This is a genomic window from Nonomuraea sp. NPDC050328 (genome assembly GCF_044459405.1).
Taxonomy (GTDB): Bacteria; Actinomycetota; Actinomycetes; order Streptosporangiales; family Streptosporangiaceae; genus Nonomuraea.
Genome location: NZ_JBITIW010000015.1, coordinates 163,212 through 189,271, shown reverse-complemented (window position 1 = coordinate 189,271; position 26,060 = coordinate 163,212). Strand labels below are relative to the sequence as shown.

The window sequence follows — 26,060 nt, the reverse complement described above, 5'->3', positions numbered from 1 at the left end:
CCTGACGAGCGGACGGAGAGGAGGGACCGCGTGGACCTGCCTACGTATACCAATATCTGGCGAATCGAGAAGCGGCTCTACAAGCTGTACGACCTGCGGCTGCCTATGCCGCTGCCGATCGTGTGGATCGGCGTGTTCGTCGGCGTCGTGGTGCCCTGGTCGCTCCTGCTGTACCTCGTCGGCGTGCCCTTCCAGGCGCCCTGGCACGTCCTCTACCTGGTCCCGCCCGGTGTCGTCACGTGGCTGTCCACCCGGCCGGTCATCGAGAGCAAGCGGCTCACCGAGCTGCTGCAGTCGCAGGCGCGGTATGTCGGCGAGCCCAAGGTGTGGTGCCGGCTGGCGCCTGCCTCCGAGCCGGAGACCGTCTTCTTCACCGCCCGGGTCTGGCGGGCCCTCCCCGCCCGTGCCAAGACCCGCAAGCCCGCCCGCGCCGCCGCCCCGTCCAAGACCCGCAAGCCGTCCCGCGCAACGGCCCAGCCATCCTCCGCCGCCCAGCCATCCCGCGCCGTCGCGCCCGCTGTGGCCGACGTCCCCGCGACCCTCACCCCACCCCCTTCCCGCCGCCCCGCCAACGCCCCCGCCCTCACCGTCCCCACCCAGCCCCCTGTACGGCAGGCCGAGCCGGGTCGCGGGCGCGAGGCCGAGCAGCCGAGCCGGGCCCGCGAGACCGAGCGTGGTCGCGCCCGCGAGACGGAGCGTGGCCGTGCCCGCGGAGACGCCGAGCCACGCAGCACCCGCGCCACCGAGCCCGCTCGTGGCGGCGAGCGCACCCGTGCCACCGAGTCTTCCCGCGGCACCGAGTCCACCCGTAGCGGCCAGTCCTCCCGCCCCACCGAGCCCTCGCGTGCCACCGAGTCCACTCGTGGTGGTGAGCCCGCGCAGGTCCGTGCCCGGGAGACCGAGGCTGGACGTCGGCGGGCCGAGCCGCCTCGCGGGGCCCGTGGTCGGGGTGCGGGTGGGCGTGAGGTCGAGCCCGTTGAGACGGCCCGTCACGCCGAGGGTGCGCCGAGCCGGCCGGTCGAGGAGCGGGGTGCGCGGCGCCCGTTCGACCGTCCGTTGGTGCGCCGGCTGGACGAGCCGCCGGTCGACCAGCCCGTGGGAGAGCCCGGGACGCCTGCCGTACCGGACCAGAAGACCTCAGCCCCAACGGTCGGAAAGCCTGCTGCCGGGGATGCGGCGGCCGGAATGCCCGCCACGACAGGTGCGGCTGCTGGAATCTCCGCCACGACGGGTGCGGCTGCTGAGAAGCCCGCCACCCCGGGTGGCGCTGGCGGAAGGCCTGCCACCACGGGTGCAGCTGCCGGTGGTCCGACTGCTGGGGACAGGCCTTCGGCCGACAAGCCCACTGTGGACAAGCCGGCGACGGACAAGCCCGCGACGGACAAGCCCGCTGCCGGGAAGCCGGTGGTGGGGAAGCCGATCGACACCGAGGCGCTTCGGCGGTTGCGGAAGCTGGCCGCCAGCGCCGAGGCCGACTCACCGCGCCACGAGGCACCGCGTCCTGCCCAGCCGGGGCCCGGCCAGCACGTGCCCATCCCGCCTGGGGATGACGTCGCGCGCACCCAGCACCGCAAGGGGCAGCCGCCCCCGCGCCCGCTCCCGTCGGTCGCCGCCCTGGACGCCCACCGGATGTGGCCCACCTCCTCGGACACCCCGGCCGAGGGGACGCCCACCCCTGCCTCAGCCACCACCGCCCAGCCCGCGAGTCCCGCCGACTCCGGCCAGTCGGAGACTCCTGCCTCCACCTCGGCCGCCTCCGCTCAGCCGTCGGCCTCTGCCGACCTCGGCCACTCGGAGACGTCCGCCGAGGCCGCACGGGCGGTCGCGCGGGACCATGCTGAGGCCACCGCTGGCCCGGTGAGCTCGGCTGGCTCCGTCGAGGAGGCCGGCGTCGTCGGCGGACGTCCGGCCCCCGAGGGTGCCGCCGACGTCACACCGGTGGCAGGGGAGGCTACGGCGGACAGCCCGGCCACCCCGGAACGCCACGGCCCGGTCACCCCGGATCACCCCAGCCCGGTGGCCACCGAACGGGCCGAGGCGTCGGCCGCGGAACGTCCTGAGCCGACCGCCCCCGCGCGACCCGAGTCCGCAAGCCCCGAGCAACCCGAGCCAGCCGTCCCCACACACCCCGAGCAGGCCGCCCCCACACACAGCGAGCAGGCCGCCTCCGCTCGGCCCGAGCCTGGGCGGTCGGAGGGGGCCGAGCCCACGCGGCCGGAGCGGCACGAGACTGCGCGTCCCGAGAAGCTGGAGGGGGAGCGGACGGCGACCGTTCTTCCGCTTGGCGGTCGGGTGGCGGACAAGGCGGTTGCTCCTGAGCCTGAGCGTCCGACCTTCACCCCGCCGCCCGGGCCCCGAAGGCCCGCCCAGAGCCGCCCCGTCCAAGACCGCCCCGTCCAAGACCGGCCCGGCCAAGACCGGCCCATCCAGGACCGGCCGACCCAAGGGCGGCCCATCCAGGACCGGCCCATCCAGGACCGGCCCATCCAGGACCGGCCCACCCAGGACCGGCCCATCCAGGACCGGCCCACCCAAGGTCGGCCCGTCCAAGACCGCCCCGCCGCCCGTGCCCCGGAGAGGAGCCCCCAGCAGGGCGTCCCCACACCGCGCACCGGTGAGGGAAAGGTCCGCAGGGTGGAGTCGGTGGTGGGGCGGGAGAACTCCGGCGGCTGGCGCCGGATCGCCCAGGTGGTCGTGGGCAACACGAACGTGCGCGGCGACGGCTCGGAGGTGGACGAGGCCCGCACCAGGGCGGTGTTCTCCGGCAGCCGCCGCATCGTGGTCCTGGGCTGCACGGGCGGCGCGGGGCAGAGCACGACGGCGCTGATGCTGGGCCAGACGCTGGCGTCGGTGCGCGACGACCGGGTGCTGGCGATCGACGCCAGCACCGGCCCGACCACGCTGACGAGCAGGATCATCGAGGAGTCCCCCGAGACCCTCACCAGCTTCCTGTCCGGCCTGGACGGCATCAGCGGCTACCTGACCATGCGGGCCTTCACCACCAGGACGCCGTCCGGCCTGGAGGTGATCGCGGCGGATTCGGCCGCGGGCGCGGAGCAAAGGCTGGCCGATCGCACGCTGTTCTCCGACCACCGCCTGGGCCAGGCCGTCCACCTGGTGGACCGGCACTACAAGCTGACCGTGATGGACCCGGCGCCGGCGCTGGCGGCGCGCGTCCTGCCGTACGCGGACCAACTCGTGCTGGTGGTCCCGGCGAACGAGGACGGCGCGGACGCGGTGGCGATGACCTACGACTGGCTCGACGGGCACGGCTGCGCGGACCTGCGCCGGCGCGCGGTGCTGGTGGTCAACGGGGTGAGCCGGCGCAGCATGAGCGATGTCGAGCAGGCCGAGGCGATGGCCAGGGGCCGCTGCCGGGCGATCGTCCGGGTGCCGTGGGAGGACGAGCTGGCCGCGGAGGGCGGCGAGCCGATCGCGCTGGAGCAGTTGCGCACCGCGGGACGCCGGGCCTATCTGGCTCTGGCCGGGGTCGTGGTCGCCGGCTTCGCCGCGGCCCAGGCAGCACAGCAGGTGAGCGAGGCGCCGAGTGGAAGGGAGCTGGCCGGTGACCCCCCGGGCACGAGAATCGGTGAGCGCTAGGTGAGCGGGCTTGCGAGTGATCCGGTGATCTCGCCGGCCCTGGTGAAGGAGAGGCTGTGAGCAGGGCCTCGAAGGCGCACAGCCGCCTGGCGGTCCGTTACTTCGACGACCGCATCCTGCTGACGGACACCTGCGCGTGGGCGTATTTCAGGCTGCCCACGGTCAGCTACGAGTTCGTGACGCCCGAGGAGCGGGAGGCGCTGGCGACGAACATCACGATCGCGCTGGCCGCGATCCGCATGCCTGACGCCGAGGTGCACCTGCGGGTGGCGCATCGGGCCTATCCGGCGGCGGAGTGGGCGATGGCGCTCAACGCCACCTCCGACCAGGGGCCGGGCTGGCGCGACTACCTGGAGGAGATGTACGGGCACGTCTGGGCGAAGGACTTCTGGACCAAGGAGGTCTACCTGGGCGTACGGCTCGGCCCGCGCGGCCGGCAGATCGGCCAGGGCGTGCTCAGCCAGTTGTTCGGCTTCTACCAGCGCAGCGAGAAGGCGCTGGGTCTCGACGACGACCACGTGCCGGACGGCGAGATCGCCAAGTGGACCGAGCACGCCGAGCGCCTGGGCCGCGCGCTGGCCTCCAGCGCCCTGTACGCCCGGCACGCCAGTTCGGTGGAGGTCGCCTGGCTGTTCCAGCACGCCGCCGCGGGCAGCGCGGGCGATCCGCCGCCGAGCGCGAGCCCGAAGCGCCGCTGGGGCAGGGGCGAGATCGAGACGCTGGTCGAGGGCCAGATCCACAACGGGCGGGCGGTGCTCCGCATGGTGCAGCCGCAGGGTGAGGCTTATGTGGCCTACCTGTCGTTCGCCCGCTTCCCGGACCTGATGCCCTTCCCGGACGGCGAGCCGTGGATGCACTTCGCCGACCAGTTGCCCTTCCCGGTGGAGGTCTCCTCCAGGATGCGGCTGATCCCGCCGGTCAAGGCGTCGCGGGACGTCGCGCGCAAGCTGGCGCACGCCCGCGACATGGACATCCACATCCGTGAGGCGGGCGCCGAGGCGCCGATCGCGCTGGCCGAGCAGATCGACGCGGCGCGCATGCTGGAGCACGGCATCACCAAGGAGCGGCTGCCGTTCGTCTACGGCTGGCACCGGCTGATCGTCTCCGGCCCGACCGAGGCGCTGTGCCTGCAGCGGGTCGAGGCGGTCATCGAGCACTACCGCGACATGGGCATCGACGTGGTCAACTCGACCGGCGACCAGTTCTCGCTGTTCAAGGAGTCGCTGCCGGGCGAGAAGGTCACGGTCAACGCCTACGCCCAGCGGCAGCCGCTGCGCACGATCGCGGGCGGGATGGCCACCGCTACGGTCGATCTGGGCGACCGGATCGACACCGGTGAGGCCGGCTGGCTCGGGCCGTACATCGGGGAGACCATCGGCCGCGCGCGCAGCATCGTGCACTTCGACCCGCTGGTGGCGGCGACCCGCAACCGGCCGACGGCGATCGCGATCACCGGCGAGCCGGGCGGCGGCAAGACCACGCTGGCGCTGCTGATGATCTACCAGATGGCGCTGCGCGGGGTGACCGTGGCGGTCATCGACCCCAAGGGCGACGCCGAGTCGCTGGTGCGGCTGCTGCAGAAGCGGGAGCGCAAGGCGCGCATCATCCCGCTGGGCTCGGCCGCGCCCGGCCTGCTGGACCCGTTCTCCTTCGGTGACGACATCGCCACCAAGAAGATGATGGCCACCGAGACGTTGCGGCTGCTGCTGCCCCGCATGTCGGAGGAACGCGAGTCAGCGCTGGTGCAGGCGGTCTCGGCGGTCTCGAACAACTCCGACCCGTCGCTGGGCAAGGTGGTCGACTTCCTGGAGCAGGCCGACGACGCCGCGTCGAAGAACCTGGGCGCGGTCCTGCGCTCGATGTCGGAGATGCACCTGGCGCGGCTCTGCTTCGACCCCTCGGGCGGCGACCAGATCGATTCGGAGGGCTGGACCACCGTCTTCACCCTCGCCGGGCTGACGCTGCCCGACGTGGCCACCGGTCGCGACGACTACAGCTACGAGCAGCGGCTCAGCGTGGCCCTGCTCTACCTGGTCTCGCAGTTCGCCCGCAGGCTGATGAACGGCCTGGATCGCCGCGCGCCCAAGGCGATCTTCCTGGACGAGGCGTGGGCGATCACCTCGACCCCGGAGGGGGCCAAGCTGGTGCCCGAGGTCAGCCGCATGGGCCGCTCGCGCAACACCGCCCTGGTGCTCGTCTCGCAGAACGCCGGTGACCTGCTGAACGAGCAGGTGACCAACTGCCTGTCGTCCGTCTTCGCCTTCCGTTCCACCGAGCGCACCGAGGTCGAGCACGTGATGTCGCTGCTCGGCGTCGACCCGTCCGAGGAGCACAAGGCGGTGCTGCGTTCGCTCGGCAACGGCGAATGCATTTTCCGCGATCTGGATGGCCGGGCCGGCCGGATCGGGGTAGACCTGATCTCCGAAGACCTGCTCCGGTGGCTCGACACGAACCCGACGCACGACAAACCCAAAGACAACGGGCATGATCTTCAAGGGGGAGTGGTCCGAGCTCAGGAGGTCCGGTCATGAGACGTCGTCGGCTGTGGATGCTTGTCCTCGTCATGTTCGTCGGACTGCTGGCCATGCCGGGGTCCGCCGTGGCCGACGGGCCATGTGACCTGTCACCTGACCTGACCCCCGAGGTCGTCGGGTCGAGCGTCGACGGGCTGCTCCAGCCGCCCGTGCCGGAGGGCGGCACGGCGCCGGCCGCGACCACCAACTACTCCCGTTTCGGCATGGCCGGGCAGTTCTGGCACACCAATGAGCTGGGCTGCTCCGACATCGCCGCGGTCTTCGGCAACTCGTGGGCCAACACGATCTTCCTGTGGGCCAAGTCCATCGACAAGCTGACGATCAGCACCTACCAGGCGGCGGCCAGCGAGGGCCCGCTCACCGTGATCAAGGACAAGGTCGACGAGATCGTCACCAACCTGTCCAACGCGCTGTACTGGCCTTACCTGACGCCGATCATCCTGCTGGCCGCGATCTGGCTGGCGTGGTACGGCCTGCTGCGCAAGCGGGCCTCGGTCAGCGTCGAGGGCGTGGTCTGGATGGTGCTCGCGGTCACCGTGGCCACCTGGTTCTTCGCCCGCCCGCAGGACTTCACCGGGCTGGGCAAACTGGTCACCGACAAGACCGGCGAGGTGGTCAACTCCGCCTTCTCCGGCCTGCCCGGCGCCGAGGGCACCGACTGCCTCACCGCGCCCGGCGCGGCCGGCTCCTTCGGCAACACCGGCACGCCCGGCGTCGACCAGAACGCCAACGCGTTGTGGTCCACGCTGGTCTGCAAGCCGTGGCTGGTCGGCCTGTTCGGCACCTCCGACCCGACCGCGCCGGTCGTGCGCGACTACGGCCTGACCATGCTGGAGACGCAGTCGGTCGACGCCACCGAGCTGGCGGTGCCGCCGAACAGCAGCGCCCACCAGGCGAAGTACGAGGAGATCGCCAACAAGCTCAAGGGCGACTACCGCTACGCCATCTTCCAGGGCAAGGACTGGACCAACCGGCTCGGCGTCGCCATCGGCGCCCTGCTCGCCGCGCTGGTCGCCGGCCTGCTGATCTTCCTGGTCGCGGTCTCGCTGCTCGTGCTCAAGGTCGGCTTCCTGCTCCTGCTGATCCTCGGCCCGGTCTTCCTGCTCATCGGCGTGCATCCGGGCAGTGGCCGGATCATCGCGATGCGCTGGGTGGAGATGCTGGTCGGCACCCTGCTTCGGCAGGCGGTGCTCGCGCTGGTGTTGTCGATCCTGGTGTACGGCTACGCCCTGATCATGTCGACGGGCATGTCGTGGGGCCTGCAGATCCTGTTCATGGCGTTGCTGACCATCGCCGTCTTCTTCTACCGCAGGCCGTTCCAGCACCTGTTCGCCTCGATGAGCGGGCACACGATCACCACCCGCATGCTCGGCGAGGCGGCCAGCTCCCCGGTGCTGGAGCGCTCGGCCGTCGCGCTGCCGCCGGTGGCCGCGGCGCGGGTGGGCAAGTGGGGCCTGCGCAAGGCCGAGCCGCTCATCGCGGCGACCGCCGCGGGCAGCACGGCCGGTGTCGCCGCGGCCGCGGCCTCGGCGACCGCTCAGGGCCGGGCCCGGGGCGAGGAGGGCGCGTCCCCGTCGGGCACGCGCGTTCCCGCCGGCGCGGCTCCGCTCAACACCGACCAGCCGGGCAAGGCCGGCGCCCGGCCGGTCCCGGCGACCCGCACCGGCTCCGCGCCGCCGCTCAACCTGGGCGGCACCCCGGTCCGTGGCGGGCGGGCCACCGGCGCGGCCACTCCCGCCGCCGCCTCCGGCTCCGCCCCCGCCGGTACGGCAGGCAGCTCGTCCGGTACGGCGGGCGGCACCCGCAGCGGCTGGTTCGGCGGCCGCTCCGGCGGTGGCTGGGCCTCGCGCAGCTCGTCAGGCGGTTCAGGCGGTTCGGGCGGCGGGTCCCGCAGCTCGCGCGGCTCGTCGGGCGGCGGCCTGTTCGGCGGCGGTTCGCGCAGCTCGCGCGGCTCGTCCGGCGGCTCCTCCGGAGGGTCCTCCGGTGGCGGCCTGTTCGGCGGCGGCTCCCGCGGCTCCTCCGGCGGCGGCTCCCGGCGCGCCCCCTCCAGCAGTTCCTCAGGCTCCTCCTCCGGTGGCAGCATCTTCGGCGGCGGCGGAAGCGGCGGCGGTTCCCGGCACGCCGACGTGCCCCAGGCCCGCTCCTCGTCCGAGCCGCCGCCCCTGTGGCTGCCCACCCGCCGGGAGAGCGGCGGCGGCCGGAGCGGCGAGGAACCGCCGGTGCCGTTCTGGCTCAAGCCCAACCGATCCGACAAGGACTAGTCCCGCAGCGGGACCTCCCCCCAACAGAAGGACGAGAAGGTGAGCGACAGGCGCGTCGGGCTCTTCGTGGGCGTGGTGGCCGTCATGGCGGCCGTGGGGATCTACCTCACGCTCCGGGGGCCCGGCTCCGAGGCGCAGGAAGCACCGGCGGCCGGCCGTACCTCCACCGCCGTGACGGCGCCCGGCCCGAACCGGCCGCTGGCGACGGCCAGCAACGAGCCGTTCGACATCTACGCCTACCTGCCGGTGAGCAAGCCGCAACTGGCGGCGGCGGCCGACCTGGCCGAACGGTTCACCGCCGCCTACGGGACCTTCCGCTACGACGAGGACCCGGCCGTCTACGCCGAGCGGGTCAAGATCTTCACCACCGGCGGCCTGGGCGACGTCCTGACCCGGACGCTCACCTCGCCCGGCACCGTGGAGCAGAACCGCGAGCAGCAGCTCGTCTCCTCGGGGACCGGCCGGCTCAAGGGCATCAGGCAGGTGGAGCAGACCTCGGTGGTGTTCATCATCACCGGCACGCAGCAGCTCTCGACCAAGGGCGTGCCCAGCGCGCGCACCGCCGACTACGCGGTCACCGTGACGCAGGTGGGTTCCGACTGGCGGGTGTTCGATCTCCAGCCCGCCGGTGAGGGCCAGGACGGGGACAGCCAAGGGTGAGAAGCTCCCCCTCCAAGGTCTCCCTGGCGATCGGCGTCGCCGCCATCCTCCTCATCGGCGTGGTGATCATGTCGCCGATGATGATGACCAGCGTGCCCTCCTTCTTCGGCGGCGGGGGCGACCCGGTCGACTGCCGGCCCGGCGCGGTCCAGGGCGAGGAGGTCTCCGACAGCGGCGCCTCCGACATCCCGCCCAAGTTCCTGGAGCTGTACAAGAAGCACGGCGAGAAGATCGGCGTGCAGTGGAACGTGCTGGCCGCCGTCGGCAAGCGCGAGACCGACCACGGGCGCTCCGACCTGCCCGGCGTCAAGAGCGGCACCAACTACGCCGGGGCCGCCGGGCCGATGCAGTTCCTGATCAGCACCTGGGGCGGCAAGGCGCAGATCCCGGTCGACTCCGAGTACAACGGCTACGCCTCCGACGGCGACGGCGACGGCATCGGGGACGTCTACAACCCGGCCGACGCCATCCTCGGCGCGGCCAAGATGCTCAAGCGCAACGGCGCCCCGGAGAACGTGCGCCGCGCGCTGTTCGTCTACAACCGGGCCTGGTGGTACGTCGACCAGGTCATGGTCATCGCCGGCAAGTACGCGAAGAGCGGGCAGGTCAAGGTGCCGCCGCAGGCCGAGCCGCTCTGCGACGAGCCGCTGATCGAGGCCGCGCCCACCGACGTGGTGCGGCGCATCCTCGACTACGCCCTCGCCCAGCGCGGCAAGCCGTACCTGTGGGGTGGCACCGGACCCGACGCCTACGACTGCTCGGGGATCATCTACATGGCCTACCAGAGCGTCGGCCTGTCCATCCCGCGCACCACCTTCGGCCAGTGGCCCTTCGGCGTGCGGGTCAGCCCCGGCGAGGAGCAGGCCGGCGACCTGGTCTTCTTCAACGCCGGACCGGGCACCGGGCCCGACAATCCCGGCCACGTGGGCCTGGTCGTGTCGAAGGGCAAGATGGTCGAGGCCCGCTGCCGCCTGTGCGGGCCGATCAAGGTCACCACCTACGACGACCGTACGAGCCTCATGGGCTTCACCCGGCCGCTGCAGAATCCCGCGGTCCTGGAGCAGCTCAAGAAGTTGCAGAATACGCTCTGATCACATGAAACGAGTCGTGGTCGCCGCGGCGATCGTCTCCGCCGACGGCCGGATGCTGGCAGCCCAACGAGCCGAACCTCCCGAGCTGGCCGGCGGCTGGGAGTTCCCCGGCGGCAAGGTCGACCCCGGTGAGGGCGAGGCCGAGGCCCTGGTGCGCGAGTGCCGGGAGGAGCTCGGCGTCGAGATCGCCGTGGGGCGGCGCGTGGGCGGCGACTGGCCGCTGGGCTCCGAGTACGTCATGCGGGTCTTCCTGGCCACCCTCGTCGCCGGGGAGCCCGAACCCAAGGAGCACCTCGCCCTGCGGTGGCTGGCGCCGGACGAGTACGACTCCGTGCCGTGGCTCGCGGCCGACCTTCCGGTGATCGCGGTGGTCAAGGATCTGCTCCGCGAGGGTTAAGCCTTCCCCCTGGGTGACATATTAACTACTGAGTGTGATGTGTCATGCGTCCGGGTCGGGGGGAAACGGCATGACCCAATGGGTGAACCGGCGGCTGCCGGGCTTTGCCATGGCCGGGGCTTTGGCCCTGGCCGTCGTCCTGCCCGCCGGCGGTGCTGCTGCCGCCGCCGGCTCTCGGGATCCGGGGCTCGGGCTTTCGGTGGACCGCCTCGACGACCCCAAGGGCGTGCAGTGGATCCGTACGGGGGACGTGCTCCGCTTCCGCATCCGCCTGGAAGGCACCGCCCGTTCCGCCCGCCTGTCGGTCGCCGCCAGCCCTGCCGGCGCGCTCTCCTCCGTGTCCTGCCCCGAGAGGCGGGCCCGGGTGACTTCCGGAGCGCCACGGCAGGAGGCCGGAGGGGCTTCGGCTGGAGTACGGCAGGCGTCCGATGGGGCCTCGGTGTGCTTGCTGGGGGATGTCTCGGGGGCGCGGTCGGTCGATGTGCGGCTTGTCGTCCCGGACGGTGCGGAGCGGGTCGTCCTTGCGGCTGTGGCGCAGCGGCTGGCGGCCTCTGGCGAGACGGTCGAGACGGTCCGTGCCACCGCCACCACCGTCGTCGGCAAGCCACCCTCCTCTGACCCGTCGGAGGCTCAGCCGGTCTCCCCGCTCAAGGCCCCCGCGGTGACGGAGGCTGCCCGTCCTTCCGAGGACCAGGCCGTGTCCGGGGGACGGGCCGAGCCCCGCGACACAGCCGACCGCAGCGAACCCCGCACCCGCTCCGGCGACTCGGACCCCGCCCACACCCGCCCGGACAGCAACCGGGGTGACCGGGGTGATCTGCCCGTGGACCGTGGCGGCCAGGGTGACCGTGGGGCCTCGCGTGGGGACGAGCCCGGTGAGCGGGCGTCCTCGGACAAGGACGTTCCGGGGGAGCGGGCGGGCTCGGGTGAGCGGGTGGTGCGGGGCCGGGAGGGGCGCCGTGGGGGACGGGCGGCGGACCGGGATGACCGGCGCGGGTCGGATCGGCATCACCGGTGGGAGCCGGATGGAGATGGCCGGTGGGCGGCGAGGGGTGAGCGGGGGGCTGGAGACGGCCCTGGGAGCCGGAACCGCCCTCACGGGGAAGGGCCGCGGCTGTCGGCCATGCCCGCTGGAGACGCCCCCGCCTGGAGCGGCCGGGAAGACGGGAGGTCCGCGGTGGACCCCCGCGCGTTCGAGCGGCCTGCGGCGGATGGGCCGGGGACGTCCTGGGCCGGGCCGCAGGGCCTCGACTCGCAAGGGCTCGCGGCGGAGGGGGGCATGCCGCCTGGGGCCGCAGCGGGTGGGGCGGGGTCCTCACGGGCGGACGGGGTGCTCGCGCAGGACGGCCGGTTCGCGCAGGACGGGCAGCTCGCTCAGGACCCCCTGTTCGCGCAGGATCCCCTGCTCGCGCAGGGCGGCACCGGAGGTGTTCCCGGGGTCGCCGGGCCGGCCAAGGGTGCGTGGCCGTTCCACAACGGGGGGCGGGCCGATGGGGAAGGGCCGGTCGGGGAAGGCGGGTTGTGGGGGGAGCCGGGGCTGAGGTTGCCGAAGGCGGCGCCTCTGGCCGTGGACGTGCTGCCCGCGCCCGTAGCGGCAGGGGCGCCGTTGCCGAGGGAGGTGGCGGTGAGCGGCAGGAAGGCGGCTGCCGAGACCCCCGTAGAAGGGTTCGAGGGAGCTCGCGGGTTGCCTCTGACCGGGGGCGGGATCGCGGTGTTGCTGGCCGGGCTGTGGGGGATCTCGCGAGCTCAATCTCGCCGCAGTACCCGCCAGTCGTAACCTGTATTCCAATCCGGACTTTACTGTTACTTTTACCGGACTAGGATGCCCTACGACCCAGGTATCGGATCTGCGGAGGGCTCAGGTGGCTTCCAGGCGACTGACGGCCGTGTCCGCCGTGCTCCTGACGATCGGGCTCAGCGGCGCGGCCGCCGTCCCGTTCCTGACTCAGGGGGCGAGTGCCGCCGTGGTGGGCGCGCTCGATCCGGGCACCGAAGAGGGTTGCGTCGACTGGGTGGAGACGTGCAGCACGCCGGGGCCGACCGAGGTGACCACCACGATCACCACGACGCTCCCGCAGCCGACGCCGACCGAGGTGACGGTCACCCAGACGGTGACCGCGACGCCGACGAAGACCAAGGCGCCGAAGACGAAGCCGCCGACCCCCACGCCCACGCCGACGCCGCAGGTGGCCCAGACGACCCAGCCGCCGGTCGCGCAGATCCCGCCGCCGGTGCTGTCGTCCTCGCCCGCGCCGTCGACCGCCGAGCCCGAGGTGTCGTTGCCGGCGCTGGCCGACGATCCGACGCCGAGCCCGGGGACGATCGCGCCGGTGGAGTCGTCGGAGCAGAACCCGCTGGAGCTGAAGAACGCCCAGCCCGAGGTCGACCAGTACGGCATGACGCAGAAGCTGGCCATTCCGGCGCTGGTGCTGGTGTTGCTGGCGCTGTTCGGGGTGCTGGTGTTCGAGGGGCGGCTGCGGCGGATGGCGCATGCGGCAGCCGTACGCAAGGCTGGGCCGCAGGTCCGGGCCGAGCAGGCCTACCCGGTGGGGCAGGGGTTCGCGGGCGGGCCTCAGCAGGCGGGGTATCCGGGGAACACGGCCTATGCGCCGATCATCAGCCTGGTGCCGGTGCAGACCTATCCGACGGTGCACATGCCGTACGGGCCGGTTTACCAGGACCCGTATGGTCAGCAGGCTGTCTTCCAGCAGCCGCAGCATCATCCGGGGGACCCAGCGGCGGGGTACCAGCAGACGGCGCCTTACTCGTATCCGCAGCAGCCGGTGCATCATGAGCAGCCGCATTTCCCGGAGGCTGAGGCGCACTTCCCGGAGGAGCCGCCGTACGTCCCGCCGGTTGAGGAGGAGCGGCCTCGGGAGGAGTACCGGGATCTGTTCGAGCCTGCGGTGCCGGCTTCCGTGGAGATCCCGCCCGGTGGGGATGCGCCCTATCGGGAGCCGCATGCTCCGGCGCTGGGGGCTGAGCATGGCGATCCGTTGCCGTGGGAGGCTGCTGGGGATGAGGGCACGGTGATTTATCCGTTGCCTGGTGGGGTTGAGGACGAGACGGTTGAGCGGCGGAGGCCTGAGCCGCCTGCTGGGGAGCAGCGGGGCTGAGGCCCTGGTGTTCGACGGCTCGGTTCGCCGTACAGGATCATGCACCGCCGTACGGGCTGGGCGCCGCATAGATGCTGCCGGGGGGTGCCCATAGGACGGGGCCTGCCGTACCGGGACAAAAGGTACGGCAGGCCCCGTTCGTGGGTCAGTGGGAGGTGCGCTTGAAGATCTTGTTGCCCAGCCACACCAGCGGGTCGTACTTGCGGTCGACGACGCGTTCCTTCATGGGGATGAGCGCGTTGTCGGTGATCTTGATGTGTTCGGGGCAGACCTCGGTGCAGCACTTGGTGATGTTGCAGTAGCCCAGCCCGTGCTGCTCCTGCGCGGCCACCTGGCGGTCGGCCACGTCGTAGGGGTGCATGTCGAGTTCGGCGATGCGCATCAGGAAGCGGGGCCCGGAGAAGGCCGGCTTGTTCTCCTCGTGGTCACGGATGACGTGGCAGACGTTGTTGCACATGAAGCACTCGATGCACTTGCGGAACTCCTGCGAGCGCTCGACGTCCACCTGCTGCATGCGGTACTCGCCGGGGCGCACGCCGGCGGGCGGGGTGAAGGAGGGGACCTCGCGCGCCTTGTCGTAGTTGAAGGACACGTCGCAGACGAGGTCCTTGATCACCGGGAAGGTGCGCATGGGGGTGACCGTGATGACCTCGTCCTCCTCGAAGGTGGACATCCGGGTCATGCAGCCCAGGCGCGGCTTGCCGTTGATCTCCATCGAGCAGGAGCCGCACTTGCCGGCCTTGCAGTTCCACCGCACGGCCAGGTCGGGGGCCTGGGTGGCCTGGAGGCGGTGGATGATGTCGAGGACGACCTCGCCCTCGTTGACCTCGACGGTGAAGTCCTCGAGCTTGCCCTCGCCGCCCTCACCGCGCCAGACGCGGAACTTCGCCTTGTAGCTCATCGATCCATCTCTTCCTCGGTGAGGTACTTCTTCAGCTCGCCACGGTCGAACAGCTCGAACAGGTCCTGCCGCATCGCGGGCTGCTCCTGCTCGACGACGTCGATCGAGGTGCCGTCGGTGGTGGAGCAGACCAGGAGCTTGCGGCGCCACTCGGCGGACATGCCGGGGAAGTCGTCGCGGGTGTGGCCGCCACGGCTCTCCTCGCGCAGCAGCGCGGCCTTGGCCACGCACTCGGAGACGAGCAGCATGTTGCGCAGGTCGAGCGCCAGGTGCCAGCCGGGGTTGTAGATCCGGCCGCCGGCCGCGCCGACGAGCTGCGCGCGCTCCTTGAGCTTCTCGACCACGCCGAGCGCCTCCTGCACCTCCTCGGCCTTGCGGATGATGCCGACCAGGTCGTTCATCGAGCGCTGGAGCTCCTGGTGCACCTCGTACGGGTTCTCGCCGGTGCGCTCCAGGGGCGCGAGGGCCTCCTTGCGGGCCGCCTCGACGACCGCGTCCTTGACGGCCGGCCGTACGGGGAGGGCGTCGACGTAGGCGGCGGCGCCCAGGCCCGCGCGGCGGCCGAAGACCAGCAGGTCGGACAGGGAGTTGCCGCCGAGCCGGTTGGAGCCGTGCATGCCGCCGGAGACCTCGCCCGCGGCGAACAGGCCGGGCACGTCCGCGGCGCCGGTGTCGGCGTCGACCTCCACGCCGCCCATGATGTAGTGGCAGGTCGGGCCGACCTGCATGGGCTCGGCGGTGATGTCGACGTCGGCCAGCTCCTTGAACTGGTGGTGCATCGACGGCAGCCGGCGCTTGATCTCCTCGGCGGGCAGCCGGGAGGAGACGTCGAGGAAGACGCCGCCCTGGGGTGAGCCGCGGCCCGCCTTGACCTCGGAGTTGATCGCGCGGGCGACCTCGTCACGGGGGAGCAGCTCCGGGGGACGCCGGTTGTTGGCCTGGTCGGTGTACCAGCGGTCGGCTTCCTCGGCGGTGGTGGCGTACTTGTCCTTGAACACCTCGGGGATGTAGTTGAACATGAACCGCTCGCCGTCCTTGTTCATCAGGACGCCGCCGTCGCCACGCACCGACTCGGTGACGAGGATGCCGCGCACGGAGGGCGGCCAGACCATCCCGGTGGGGTGGAACTGGATGAACTCCATGTTGATCAGCTTCGCGCCGGCCAGCAGGGCCAGGGCGTGCCCGTCTCCGGTGTACTCCCAGGAGTTGGAGGTGACGACGTACGACTTGCCGATGCCGCCCGTCGCCAGCACGACCGCCGGGGCGTCGAAGACGATGAAGTTGCCGGTCTCGCGCCAGTAGCCGAAGGCGCCGGAGATCGCGCCGTCGTCCTTGAGCAGCCGGGTGACCGTGCACTCGGCGAAGACCTTGATGTAGGCCTCGTAGTCGCCGTGCGTCTCGTAGTCCTCCTGCTGGAGGGCCACGACGCGCTGCTGCAGGGTGCGGATCAGCTCCAGGCCGGTACGGTCACCCACATGGGCCAGGCGCGGGTACTCGTGGCCGCCGAAGTTGCGCTGGCTGATCTTGCCGTCCTTGGTGCGGTCGAAGAGCGCGCCCCAGGCCTCCAGCTCCCAGACGCGGTCGGCAGCCTCCTTGGCATGGAGCTCGGCCATCCGCCAGTTGTTGAGGAACTTGCCGCCGCGCATGGTGTCGCGGAAGTGCACCATCCAGTTGTCGTCGGGGTTGACGTTGCCCATGGCCGCGGCCGCGCCGCCTTCTGCCATGACCGTGTGCGCCTTGCCGAACAGGGACTTGCAGACGATCGCGGTGCGCTTGCCCTGCTGCCGGGCCTCGATCGCGGCCCGGAGCCCGGCGCCGCCGGCTCCGATGACGACGACGTCGTAGTCGTGACGTTCGATTTCCACTGCAAACAGTCCTTTAGGCGTACGGGAAGGCGATGATGCCCTTGGCGACGAGGCGCACGTAGAGGTCGGCGATCATCACGGAGAACATGGAGGCCCAGGCGAGGGGCTGGTGCTTGGCGTTGAGCTTGGAGACGAGCTGCCACATCTTGTAGCGGACCGGGTGGCGGGAGAAGTGGTTGAGCCGGCCGCCGGTGATGCTCCGGCAGGAGTGGCAGCCGAGCGTGTAGCCCCAGATCAGCACCGCGTTGAAGAGCAGGATGTAGCTGCCGAGGCCGAGCGGCTTGTGGACGAGGGCGAGGATCGCGTCGTAGGTGAGGATCGCGCCGACCACGATGGCCGCGTAGAAGAAGTAGCGGTGCAGGTTCTGCAGGATCAGCGGGAAGCGGGTCTCACCGCTGTACTTGCCGTGCGGCTCCTGGACGGCGCACGCCGCGGGCGACAGCCAGAAGGAGCGGTAGTACGACTTCCGGTAGTAGTAACAGGTGAAACGGAACCCGGCGGGGAAGGCCAGGATCAACAGGGCGGGAGACAGGGTGTACCAGTCGCCGAAGGGGGTGAATCCGAAGAACGTCGCCCCTGGCGGACACGACGTGGCGAGACACGGCGAGTCGAAGGGGGCGATGTACGGCTCCGCGAAGTAACTGCGGTCGAAAAGGGCCCAGAAGCTGTATACAAGGAAGGAAGCCAGCCCCAGGAAGGTCAGCAGGGGGGTCAGCCACCATCGGTCGGTCCGGAAGGTGCGCACTTTCACATTCGCGCGCTGCCTACGGACCGGGCTTTCTGGCGTCGTTTGGGTCATCACAGACCTCTCCACCAAGTGTTGGCGCGTCTATCGGTGGGGATACGTTACGCCCGACTACCCATGTTGGTGTGAGAAGAGTCACGCGAGAATTCCCAAGTTGGGATGTGATTGTGGTCACTCTCGCGGGGCCGGTCCGGTGGAGGATCGGGCCACCAGCTCGGGCAGGTACATGAACTCGCCTCGTGGTGAGGGCAGCCCGCGCACCTCGTCGAGCAGGCCGCGGACGGCCGCGGTGCCCATCGCCAGCACCGGCTGGCGGAGGGTGGTGAGGGCGGGCTCGGAGTAGGCGATCACCGGGGCGTCGTCGTAGCCGACCACCGAGAGGTCGTCGGGCACCCGCAGGCCGTGGGCGCGGGCGGCGCGCATCGCGCCGAAGGCCATGAGGTCGGAGCCGCAGACGATGGCGGTGGCGCCCTGCTTGATCAGCCGGGCCGCGGCGACCTGGCCGCCCTCGACGGTGAAGGTCGTGTACTCCACCAGGTCGCTGACCTCGCGGAAGGCGCGCACCTTGCGGATCACCGGGGTGTAGCGCTCGGGGCCGACGGCCAGGCCGATCCGGGTGTGCCCGAGCGCGGTGAGGTGGCTGAGCGCCAGGCGCATGGCCGCGTCGTCGTCGTTGGAGATGGAGAGCACCTCCAGGTCGGGGATGTGCCCGTTGACCAGGACGATCGGCACGCCCTTGCCGATCAGGCGCTGGTAGCGCGCCGGATCGGCGTGGGTGTCGGCGTGCATGCCGGAGACGAAGACGATGCCGGAGGGCTCGCGTTCGAGCAGCATCTCGACGTACTCGTCCTCGCTGACCCCGCCGGCCACCTGGGTGCACAACACCGGCGTGTAGCGCTGCTGCGCCAGGAGCGTGCAGATGACCTGGGCGAAGGCGGGGAAGATGGGGTTGTCGAGCTCGGGGACCACCAGGCCGACGATCCCCTCGCTGCGGCGCTGGGGCTCGGGCCTGACGGTCCGCTCGTAGCCGAGTGCCTCGACGGCGGCCAGGACGGCCTCCCGGGTGTCGTCGGCGACGCCGGCCTTGCCGTTGAGGACGCGGCTGACCGTCGCCTCGCTGACGCCCGCCTGCGTGGCGACTGCCGTCAAGGTCACTTTCATGCTGAAATCCTAGCCTCCCTTTCAGCAAAAGTTTCTAGGGGGTCCAGGTGTAGACCGGAGTGTCCGCCGTGCCCTGGACGTCGCTCGGCGTGGCGAAGGAGCGGTTGCCGCCGCCTTCCCACTGCTCGGGCTGGCCCGCCTTCTTCTTGATGAACTTGAACTGCACGGTCGTCCCGGCCGGCACCGAGACGGGCAGGAACCAGACCGGGTGGTTCGGGTTGAGCATGGCCTCGGGCGCCTTGGCGGCGTCCCAGGAGCCGAGTTCGGGGATGTTGCCGACGACGTGCACGTTCCAGCCGGGGTCGGTGGACGCGTTGACCTTGAAGATCACCTGGACCTGGTCCCCGGAGAGCACCTCGTAGCGGAAGGGGTTGCTGACGTTGGCGCCCTTGGTGACGGTGATGTCCTGCGCCCCCGCGACCGCGCCGGCCGGGACGGTGGTCTTGATCAGCGTGTCGGTGGCCGAGGTGACCGCGGCCGTGGTCGCGCCGAACTTGACCGTGGGCGTCCCGCCGAGGCCGGTGCCGTAGACGTACACCTGGTTGCCCGCCCGTCCCGAGGTCGAGACCACGTCGCCGATGCGCGGGACGGTCGTGCCCAGCGAGGGGTTGTGCGACCACACGCTCACCTCGCCGCCGCTCAGCGCGAAGGCCGGGAGCTGGCCGGAGGCGACCGTGGCGGACGCCCCGCCGAGCAGGCCGGCGAGCGTGTCGGTGTAGGTCCCGGCGGGCAGCGTGGTGGCCAGCGCGGGCACGTTCACGGTGACCGCGGGCTGGCGGTTGACCGCGACGATGACCTGCTTGTCGTAGAACTGCCGCTTGAAGACGAGCGCGTCGTTGTTGCTCCACAGCACCTGCGTCGTGCCGTACGCCAGGGCGTCGTTGGACTTGCGCAGCGCGGCGAGGGACTGGATGACCTTGTAGGCCGTGGTGGTCTGGCTGAAGGCCGAGGAGGTCTGCAGGAACTTGCGCCCGGCCACGTCGGAGGCGTCGGCGGAGCTGACGTACTGCTCGGTGCCGTAGTAGATGTTCGGGGTGCCGCGGGCGGTGAGCAGGGTGGCCAGGGCCGCGTGGTACGGCTTGTCGTTCGGCTGGATGTACCGGAAGCGCGTGACGTCGTGGTTGTCGAGGAAGGTCACGGCCTGGTTCTCGTAGACGTAGTCCGCCGAGGTCTGGGTGAGCATGGAGCCGAAGGCGGTCATGGTCTCGGAGAAGCTGCCGAAGGCGTTGGTCGAGGCGCGGAAGTACTCGAAGTCCAGGTTGTTGATCCCGGTCCGGTCGGGGAAGGTGCGGTACTCGTCGTACTTCGGGTCCGGGCGGCCGATGAAGAACTCGCCGAAGTGCGAGACCGGCCCGCCCGGCGCGGAGTCGACGGCGTCCTTGACGCCCTTGGCGAAGGCCGGGTTCATGTGCAGCGTGGCGTCGTGCCGGAAGCCGTCGACGCCTTCGGCCTTCCAGAACAGCGCGGCCTTCTCCAGGTGCTTGACGACCTGGGCGTTCTCCTGGCTGAGGTCGGCCAGCGAGCCGAGGTCCTTGTGCCGGAAGCCGAAGCGGCTGGAGTCGGCGCCGCGGTCGCCCAGGCCGTGGAACCAGCCGTTGGTGTCGGCGTGCGGGTTGGCCAGCAGTTGCTCGCCGGTGGGCTCGCCGTTGGCGTCGAAGACGTAGTTGCCGGAGCCGTCCTTGAGCGGCTCGTAGAGCTTGCCGTCCTCGGGGGAGAAACCGCTCGTCGGGTTCTGCCAGCGGCTGGTGTGGTTGGTGACGAAGTCGATGACCAGCTTGATGCCCTGGCCGTGCAGGGCGTCGCGCAGCGCCCTGAACTCCTGGAGCGTTCCGAGGTGCTTGTTCGTGGCGAAGTAGTTGCGCACGTGGTAGCCGTGGAAGCTGGTCCAGCGGTCGACGCCGCCGCCCGGCTTGTGGTCCTCGATGACGGTGTCGCGGTTGCGGTAGGGCGCCGAGACCCACACCGCGCTGATGCCCATGTTCTTGAGGTAGGGGATCTTGGCGATGATGCCGTCGAAGTCGCCGCCCTGGTAGAGCTTGAGGTCGGCGCCGTTGCCGACGTTGTTGGCGTCGGGGTCGTCGAACAGGGTGGGGTCGAAGCCGGCGGGCTTGTTGTTGGCGCCGTCACCGTCGAAGAACCTGTCGGTGATGATCTGGTAGACGACGTCCTTGGGAGTGATCGGGCCGATCGGTGTCCCAGCGGCGTGCGCTGGGCTCTGGGCAGGCAGCAGGGCGAGGACTAAAGCGCTCGCCACGACCGGAGCAAGCCGTCTCATGGCCCGGACGGTATCAATCAGGTTGCAATATGTCAGCAACAATCTAGAAACTTGCCGAAACCCATGGTTATCTTGCGGAAAGTACGATCCTTCCCCCAAGGAGCCATCCATGCGCCGTCCCGCATTGGCTTTGGGCCTCGTCTTGCTGGCAGCCGCCTGCGGTTCCCAGGCCCCCGAGCAGGCACAGCCGCCCAGCCCCAGCGCCTCCGCCACGAGCCCGGCCGCGAAGGGTGAGGCGACGACGATCGTCGAGCCGACCGACGGCCCGATCAAGCGGGCCGCCGCCGCCGACCTGGTGATCTGGGCCGACGACACCCGCTCGCCGATCATCCAGAAGATCGCCGAGAAGTTCGCCGCCGACAAGGGGGTGAAGGTCGCCGTCCAGCAGCTCGAATTCGGCGACATCCGCGACAACCTGGTCACCCAGGGGCCGGCCGGCGAGGGGCCCGACGTCGTCATCGGTGCGCACGACTGGCTCGGCAAGCTGGTCACCAACGGCGCGGTCGCGCCGCTCGAACTGGGCGACAAGCTCGGCCAGTTCAAGGAGGTGGCGATCAAGGCCTTCAGCTACGACGGCCAGGTGTACGGCCTGCCGTACGCGATCGAGAACATCGCGTTGTTCCGCAACACCGAGCTGGCGCCGGAGACGCCCAAGTCGTTCGACGAGCTGATGAAGGTCGGGCTCGACCTGGTCAAGCAGAAGAAGGCCACGCTGCCGCTGGCGCTCCAGGTGGGCCCGGAGGGCGACCCGTACCACTTCTTCCCGATCGCCAGCTCCTTCGGCAGCGGCGTCTTCGACGTCAAGGCGGACGGCGGCTACGACCCCGCCAAGCTGCTGATCGACAACGAGGGCGGCCTGGCGTTCGCCAAGGCGCTGGACGGCTGGCGCAAGAGCAAGGCGCTCAGCGCGGACGTCACCTACGACATCGCCAAGGAGGCCTTCAACTCCGGCAAGGCGCCCTTCCAGCTCACCGGCCCGTGGAACACCGACGACGCGGTCAAGGCGGGCATCAAGCTGGCCGTCGAGCCGATCCCGTCGGCGGGCGGCAAGCCGGCCGCGCCCTTCGTCGGCGTGCAGGGCTTCATGATCTCGGCGAACGCCAAGAACAAGCTGGTCGCCAACGAGTTCGTGCTCAACTACCTGGGCACGCCCGAGGTGAGCAAGGAGCTCTACGACTCCGGCAAGCGGCCGCCGGCCATGACCTCCGTCTACGAGCAGGTCAAGAGCGACCCGATCATCGCCGGTTTCGCCGCGGCCGGCGACATCGGCCAGCCGCTGCCCAGCATCCCGGCGATGGACGCGGTCTGGACCGAGTACGGCCACGCCGAGCGCGACATCCTGCTCGGCAAGGGCGACCCGGTCAAGCTGATGAAGCAGGCCGCCACGAAGATCAGAGACAAGATCGGTGACTGATCCGGCCAGGTCCGGCCAGCGGCTCGGGTCGCTGGCCGGGAAGCTGCTGCTCGTCGGCCTGGTCAACGCGCTGGCCGTCTACGGGCTGGTGGCGACCTACGCGGTGCGCGACTGGGGGATCTTCGCCGTGATCCTGGTCGCCACCGCGGCGGTGGACTACGTCTACTTCAGCCGCCGCACGCTCGCCTCGCGCTACCTGCTGCCGGGCCTGATCTTCCTGCTGATCTTCCAGGTGTACGTGGTGATCTACACGGCCTACGCCGGCTTCACCAACGTGGGCGACGGCCACAACCTGGACAAGCCGCGGGCGCTCCAGCACATCCTGGCCGTGTCGGAGAAGCGGGTGCCGGGCAGCCCGCCGTACAAGGTGCAAGTCCTGGCCGGTCCGGACGACCGGCTGCACCTGCTGGCCACCGGCCCCGACGGGCGGACCACCCTCGACGGCCGGCCGGCCACCGGGGTGCCGGCCGATCACCGGGTGCTGCCCTTCCGCGACCTGGTCGGCCGCCAGCAGGAGGTGCTGGCACTGCGGGTGCCGCTCCAGGACGGCTCGCTACGCACCGAGGACGGCTCGACCGGCTACATCGCCAAGCCGACCCTGCGTTACGCCGACGACGCCCTCACCGACACGGTGACCGGCACGGTCTACCGGGCCACCGAGCGCGGCTACTTCGAGTCGGCCGACGGCAAGGTGCTGACGCCGGGGTGGAAGGAGGTCGTGGGCCTCGACAACTACGTCCGGGCCTTCACCGACGAGCGGCTGCGCGCGCCGCTGCTGTCGGTCTTCGCCTGGACCTTCGCCTTCGCCGCGCTGTCGGTGCTGACCACGTTCGCGCTCGGGCTCCTGCTGGCCCTTACGCTCAACCGCGAGGGCCTGCGCGGGCGCGGGATCTACCGCTCGCTGCTGGTGCTGCCGTACGCGGTGCCGTCGTTCCTGTCGGCGCTGGTGTGGACCGGCATGCTGAACCAGAGCTTCGGCTTCGTCAACCACGGCCTGCTCGGCGGCGCGGACATCCCCTGGCTCAACGACGCGACCCTGGCCAAGGTCAGCGTGCTGCTGGTCAACCTGTGGCTGGGCTTCCCGTACATGTTCCTGATCTGCACCGGCGCGCTCCAGGCGGTCCCGGCCGAGGTCAACGAGGCGGCCCGCATCGACGGCGCCGGGCCCTGGCAGCTCTTCCGCCGGGTCACGCTGCCGCTGCTGCTGGTCTCGACCGGGCCGCTGCTGGTGGCCTCCTTCGCCTTCAACTTCAACAACTTCACCGTCATCTACTTCGTCACCGGCGGCGGGCCCAACATCCCCGACGCGCCGATCACGCTCGGCAGCACCGACCTGCTGATCTCCGCCGTCTACAAGGTGGCCTTCGGCGGCGCCGGGCGCGAGTGGGGCTTCGCCTGCGCGATGTCCACGATCATCTTCCTGGTCGTCGCGGCCATCTCCGCGGCCGGGTTCCGCCGCACCCGCGCGCTGGAGGAGACCTACTCATGACCCGCTGGTTCCGGGTGTACGGCTGGCGCCACCTCGTCGGCCTGCTGGCCCTGGTCTTCGCCCTGCTGCCGATCGTCTTCGTGATCAGCGCCTCGCTCAACCCGCGCGGCACGCTCACCGCCTCGGTGACGCTCTTCGCCGACGCCTCGCTGGACAACTACCGGGACCTGGCGGGCATCCCGTACGGCTTCTGGTTCGGGAACACGTTGTGGATCGCCGCGGCCACCGCCGTCGCCACCGTGCTGCTGGCGGCCAGCGGGGCCTACGCCTTCTCGCGCTTCCGCTTCAAGGGCCGCCGGCTCGGCCTGCTCGGGCTGCTGCTGGTCCAGATGTTCCCGCAGGTGCTCGCGGCGGTGGCGATCTTCCTGCTGATGGCGCAGATCAAGGGCGCGCTGCCGGGCATCGGGCTGGGCACGCAGTTCGGGCTCGTGCTGGTCTACCTGGGCGGCGCGATGGGCGTGAACATCTTCCTCATCAAGGGCTTCTTCGACTCCATCCCCACCGAGCTGGACGACGCGGCCAAGGTGGACGGCGCCTCGCACACCCGGGTGTTCTTCACCATCATCCTGCGGTTGGGCGCGCCCGTGCTGGCGGTGATCGCGTTGCTGTCCTTCATCGCCACCGTCAACGAGTTCATGATCGCGAGCATCATGTTGCAGGACCCGCAGCGCAAGACGCTCGCCGTCGGGCTCTACGGGCTCATCTCCGAGCGGCTGTCGGCCAACTGGGGCGTCTTCTCCGCCGGGGCGCTGCTCGGCGCGGTGCCCAGCGTGCTGCTCTTCCGCTTCCTGCAGCGTTACATCGTCTCCGGCCTGCTGAGAGGATCGGTGAAGGGGTGATCGGGCCCCACCACGACGGCTCCGAGCTGTACGTGCCGGTCCGGCCGGCGCTCGGCGCGACCGTCCCGGTGCTGGTGCGCGTGCCGCACGGCCACCCCGTCGAGCGGATCCACCTGCGCTCGACCTACGACGGCGACACCCGGATCGTGCCCGCCCGCCCGGTCCGCCGGGACGCGGAGGCCGTCTGGTGGCAGGCGGACCTGCTCGTGCACAACCCGCGCACCCGCTACCGCTTCCGGATCGACGAGTCCTGGCTGCACGCGGGCGGCCTGGTCGAGCACGACCCCACCGACGCCACCGACTTCCAGCTCACCGTGTACGGCAGGCCGCCCGCCTGGCTGCGCGACGCGGTGATCTACCAGATCTTCCCCGACCGGTTCGCCCGCTCCGGCCGGGTGAACGAGGCGCACCCCGGCTGGGCCGTCCCGGCGGCGTGGGACGAGCCGGTCGTGCACCACGGGCCGGACACCGGCCGCCAGCTCTACGGCGGCGACCTGCACGGCGTCACCGAGCGCCTCGACCACCTGGCCAAGCTGGGCGTGGACGTGCTCTACCTGACGCCGTTCTTCCCCGCCGGCTCCAACCACCGCTACGACGCCGCCACCTTCGAGCACGTGGACCCGCTGCTCGGCGGGGACGCCGCGCTGATCGAGCTCACCACGCGGGCGCACCGCCGGGGCATGCGGGTGATCGGCGACCTGACCACCAACCACACCGGCGCCGGCCACGAGTGGTTCCCGGAGCGGGGCGCCTACTACTACCTGCGCGAGGACGGGGGCTACGCCTCGTGGTTCGGCGTGCCCTCGCTGCCGAAGCTCAACTGGGGCTCGCCCGAGCTGCGCGCGGAGCTGGCGCGGGTGGCGGGCCGGTGGCTGCGCGAGCCGTACAACCTGGACGGGTGGCGGGTCGACGTGGCCAACATGACCGGGCGGCTGGGTGCGGAGGAGCACAACCAGGCGGCGGCGCGGACGATCCGGGCGGCGCTGCCGGACGGGAAGCTGCTGATCGCCGAGCACTTTCACGACCACACCGCGGACGTGCCCGGGGACGGCTGGCACGCGGTCATGAACTACGCGGGCTTCGCCAAACCGGTCTGGTCGTGGCTGACCCCCGGCTCCGGCTTCGTCTTCCCGGGCGAGGCCGGGCCGCTGCGGCCCCGCGCGGGCCGGCTCGTGGCCCGGACGATGCGCGAGTTCGCCGCCGCGGTGCCGTGGTCGGTCAGCGAGGCCAACGTCAACCTGATCAGCTCGCACGACGTGCCGCGGGCGCGCACCACGCTCGGCTCAGACGCGCTCGTCGCGGTCGCCGCCGGGCTGCTCATGACCTACCCGGGCACGCCGATGCTGTTCATGGGCGACGAGTTCGGGCTGGAGGGCCTCGACGGCGAGCACGCGCGCACCCCGATGCCCTGGGACCGCGAGCCGCCGCCGCTGTGGGAGGTCTACCGCGACCTCATCGCGCTGCGCCGGAGCTCCCACGCCCTGCGGCACGGCGGGCTGCGCTGGGGGCCGGTGGGCGACGACGTCCTGGTCTTCCTGCGGGAGAGCCCGCGCGAGCGGTTGCTCGTGCTGGCCGCCCGCGCGCCGTACGAGCCGCTTGACCTGCCGCTGGGCCCCAACCTGTACGGCGGCGCTGCCCGGGCCGACGGATTTGGGCCCACCTTCCAGGTCTGGCGTCTTGCGCAGCCCACCCACTCCGGTTAATCCTTAGGA

Annotated in this window: 18 protein-coding genes; 11 read left to right on the top strand and 7 right to left on the bottom strand. The window is 71.1% G+C overall.

Annotated features, from left to right (window positions below):
- Positions 1-30 precede the first annotated feature (30 nt).
- From ACIBG7_RS39735 to ACIBG7_RS39710, 6 genes are read left to right on the top strand one after another with little or no spacing between them, the layout of a single operon-like run.
- A complete protein-coding gene (locus tag ACIBG7_RS39735; protein ID WP_397339602.1) occupies positions 31-3,600 on the top strand; it encodes a TcpE family conjugal transfer membrane protein in 3,570 nt (1,189 codons plus the stop codon).
- Between the two features lie 56 nt (positions 3,601-3,656).
- Entirely contained in the window at positions 3,657-6,131 is a 2,475-nt protein-coding gene (locus ACIBG7_RS39730; protein WP_397339600.1) for an ATP-binding protein, read from the top strand.
- Positions 6,128-8,395, top strand: coding sequence for a type IV secretion system protein (locus ACIBG7_RS39725; RefSeq protein ID WP_397339599.1), 2,268 nt, complete (start codon positions 6,128-6,130; stop codon positions 8,393-8,395). The genes ACIBG7_RS39730 and ACIBG7_RS39725 overlap by 4 nt, the downstream gene beginning before the upstream one ends.
- 39 nt (positions 8,396-8,434) lie before the next feature.
- A complete protein-coding gene (locus tag ACIBG7_RS39720) occupies positions 8,435-9,055 on the top strand; it encodes a hypothetical protein (RefSeq protein WP_357930826.1) in 621 nt (206 codons plus the stop codon).
- Positions 9,052-10,146 (top strand): NlpC/P60 family protein, encoded by a 1,095-nt coding sequence (locus tag ACIBG7_RS39715; RefSeq protein WP_397339598.1) that lies wholly within the window; start codon positions 9,052-9,054, stop codon positions 10,144-10,146. Before ACIBG7_RS39720 ends, ACIBG7_RS39715 begins: the two co-directional genes overlap by 4 nt.
- Before the next feature lie 4 nt (positions 10,147-10,150).
- The gene (locus ACIBG7_RS39710) at positions 10,151-10,543 is read left to right on the top strand and encodes a (deoxy)nucleoside triphosphate pyrophosphohydrolase (protein WP_357930820.1); all 393 of its coding nucleotides are present in this window, start codon (positions 10,151-10,153) and stop codon (positions 10,541-10,543) included.
- 1,315 nt (positions 10,544-11,858) lie between these two features.
- On the opposite strand, the gene ACIBG7_RS39705 is transcribed toward ACIBG7_RS39710, so the two are convergent.
- Together ACIBG7_RS39705 and ACIBG7_RS39700 are read right to left on the bottom strand one after the other, a co-directional pair.
- Positions 11,859-12,017: a hypothetical protein gene (locus ACIBG7_RS39705; protein ID WP_397339597.1), complete on the bottom strand. Its 159-nt coding sequence runs from the start codon at positions 12,015-12,017 to the stop codon at positions 11,859-11,861.
- A gap of 471 nt (positions 12,018-12,488) precedes the next feature.
- Positions 12,489-12,941, bottom strand: a complete 453-nt coding sequence (locus tag ACIBG7_RS39700; protein WP_397339596.1) for a hypothetical protein — start codon at positions 12,939-12,941, stop codon at positions 12,489-12,491.
- Here ACIBG7_RS39700 and ACIBG7_RS39695 point away from each other — a divergent pair.
- Positions 12,940-13,659 (top strand): hypothetical protein, encoded by a 720-nt coding sequence (locus ACIBG7_RS39695; protein ID WP_397339595.1) that lies wholly within the window; start codon positions 12,940-12,942, stop codon positions 13,657-13,659. The two genes, ACIBG7_RS39700 and ACIBG7_RS39695, sit on opposite strands and share 2 nt — an antisense overlap.
- A gap of 145 nt (positions 13,660-13,804) precedes the next feature.
- On the opposite strand, the gene ACIBG7_RS39690 is transcribed toward ACIBG7_RS39695, so the two are convergent.
- From ACIBG7_RS39690 to ACIBG7_RS39670, 5 genes are all read right to left on the bottom strand, one after another.
- Entirely contained in the window at positions 13,805-14,560 is a 756-nt protein-coding gene (locus ACIBG7_RS39690; RefSeq protein WP_397339594.1) for a succinate dehydrogenase/fumarate reductase iron-sulfur subunit, read from the bottom strand.
- On the bottom strand, positions 14,557-16,425 hold the full coding sequence (locus ACIBG7_RS39685; RefSeq protein ID WP_357930811.1) for a fumarate reductase/succinate dehydrogenase flavoprotein subunit: 1,869 nt from the start codon (positions 16,423-16,425) through the stop codon (positions 14,557-14,559). The genes ACIBG7_RS39690 and ACIBG7_RS39685 overlap by 4 nt, the downstream gene beginning before the upstream one ends.
- Before the next feature lie 13 nt (positions 16,426-16,438).
- A complete protein-coding gene (locus ACIBG7_RS39680) occupies positions 16,439-17,224 on the bottom strand; it encodes a hypothetical protein (protein ID WP_397339593.1) in 786 nt (261 codons plus the stop codon).
- A 117-nt stretch (positions 17,225-17,341) separates the two neighbouring features.
- Entirely contained in the window at positions 17,342-18,331 is a 990-nt protein-coding gene (locus ACIBG7_RS39675; RefSeq protein ID WP_357930806.1) for a LacI family DNA-binding transcriptional regulator, read from the bottom strand.
- Positions 18,332-18,365: 34 nt separating this feature from the next.
- Positions 18,366-20,606, bottom strand: a complete 2,241-nt coding sequence (locus ACIBG7_RS39670; protein WP_397339592.1) for an alpha-amylase family glycosyl hydrolase — start codon at positions 20,604-20,606, stop codon at positions 18,366-18,368.
- Positions 20,607-20,715: 109 nt separating this feature from the next.
- Between ACIBG7_RS39670 and ACIBG7_RS39665 the strand changes: the two genes are divergently transcribed.
- The 4 genes from ACIBG7_RS39665 to ACIBG7_RS39650 are packed head-to-tail and all read left to right on the top strand — an operon-like array spanning position 20,716 to position 26,051.
- Complete coding sequence (locus ACIBG7_RS39665; RefSeq protein ID WP_357930801.1) at positions 20,716-22,020, top strand: maltose ABC transporter substrate-binding protein; 1,305 nt, start codon at positions 20,716-20,718, stop codon at positions 22,018-22,020.
- Positions 22,013-23,509 carry an ABC transporter permease subunit gene (locus ACIBG7_RS39660; RefSeq protein WP_397339591.1) on the top strand — a complete coding sequence of 499 codons (1,497 nt, stop codon included), beginning with the start codon at positions 22,013-22,015 and terminating at the stop codon, positions 23,507-23,509. The genes ACIBG7_RS39665 and ACIBG7_RS39660 overlap by 8 nt, the downstream gene beginning before the upstream one ends.
- Positions 23,506-24,348 (top strand): ABC transporter permease subunit, encoded by an 843-nt coding sequence (locus tag ACIBG7_RS39655; protein WP_357930796.1) that lies wholly within the window; start codon positions 23,506-23,508, stop codon positions 24,346-24,348. Before ACIBG7_RS39660 ends, ACIBG7_RS39655 begins: the two co-directional genes overlap by 4 nt.
- Positions 24,345-26,051, top strand: coding sequence for a glycoside hydrolase family 13 protein (locus tag ACIBG7_RS39650; protein ID WP_397339590.1), 1,707 nt, complete (start codon positions 24,345-24,347; stop codon positions 26,049-26,051). The genes ACIBG7_RS39655 and ACIBG7_RS39650 overlap by 4 nt, the downstream gene beginning before the upstream one ends.
- Positions 26,052-26,060: the final 9 nt, after the last annotated feature.

Excerpts from the sequence above, each read along its gene's own strand:
- ACIBG7_RS39680 (WP_397339593.1), bottom strand. The coding sequence starts at position 17,224 with ATGACCCAAACGACGCCAGAAAGCCCGGTCCGTAGGCAGCGCGCGAAT.
- ACIBG7_RS39710 (WP_357930820.1), top strand. The coding sequence starts at position 10,151 with ATGAAACGAGTCGTGGTCGCCGCGGCGATCGTCTCCGCCGACGGCCGG.
- ACIBG7_RS39725 (WP_397339599.1), top strand. The coding sequence starts at position 6,128 with ATGAGACGTCGTCGGCTGTGGATGCTTGTCCTCGTCATGTTCGTCGGA.
- ACIBG7_RS39690 (WP_397339594.1), bottom strand. The coding sequence starts at position 14,560 with ATGAGCTACAAGGCGAAGTTCCGCGTCTGGCGCGGTGAGGGCGGCGAG.
- ACIBG7_RS39700 (WP_397339596.1), bottom strand. The coding sequence starts at position 12,941 with ATGCCGTACTGGTCGACCTCGGGCTGGGCGTTCTTCAGCTCCAGCGGG.
- ACIBG7_RS39665 (WP_357930801.1), top strand. The coding sequence starts at position 20,716 with ATGCGCCGTCCCGCATTGGCTTTGGGCCTCGTCTTGCTGGCAGCCGCC.
- ACIBG7_RS39670 (WP_397339592.1), bottom strand. The coding sequence starts at position 20,606 with ATGAGACGGCTTGCTCCGGTCGTGGCGAGCGCTTTAGTCCTCGCCCTG.
- ACIBG7_RS39695 (WP_397339595.1), top strand. The coding sequence starts at position 12,940 with ATGACGCAGAAGCTGGCCATTCCGGCGCTGGTGCTGGTGTTGCTGGCG.
- ACIBG7_RS39655 (WP_357930796.1), top strand. The coding sequence starts at position 23,506 with ATGACCCGCTGGTTCCGGGTGTACGGCTGGCGCCACCTCGTCGGCCTG.
- ACIBG7_RS39675 (WP_357930806.1), bottom strand. The coding sequence starts at position 18,331 with ATGAAAGTGACCTTGACGGCAGTCGCCACGCAGGCGGGCGTCAGCGAG.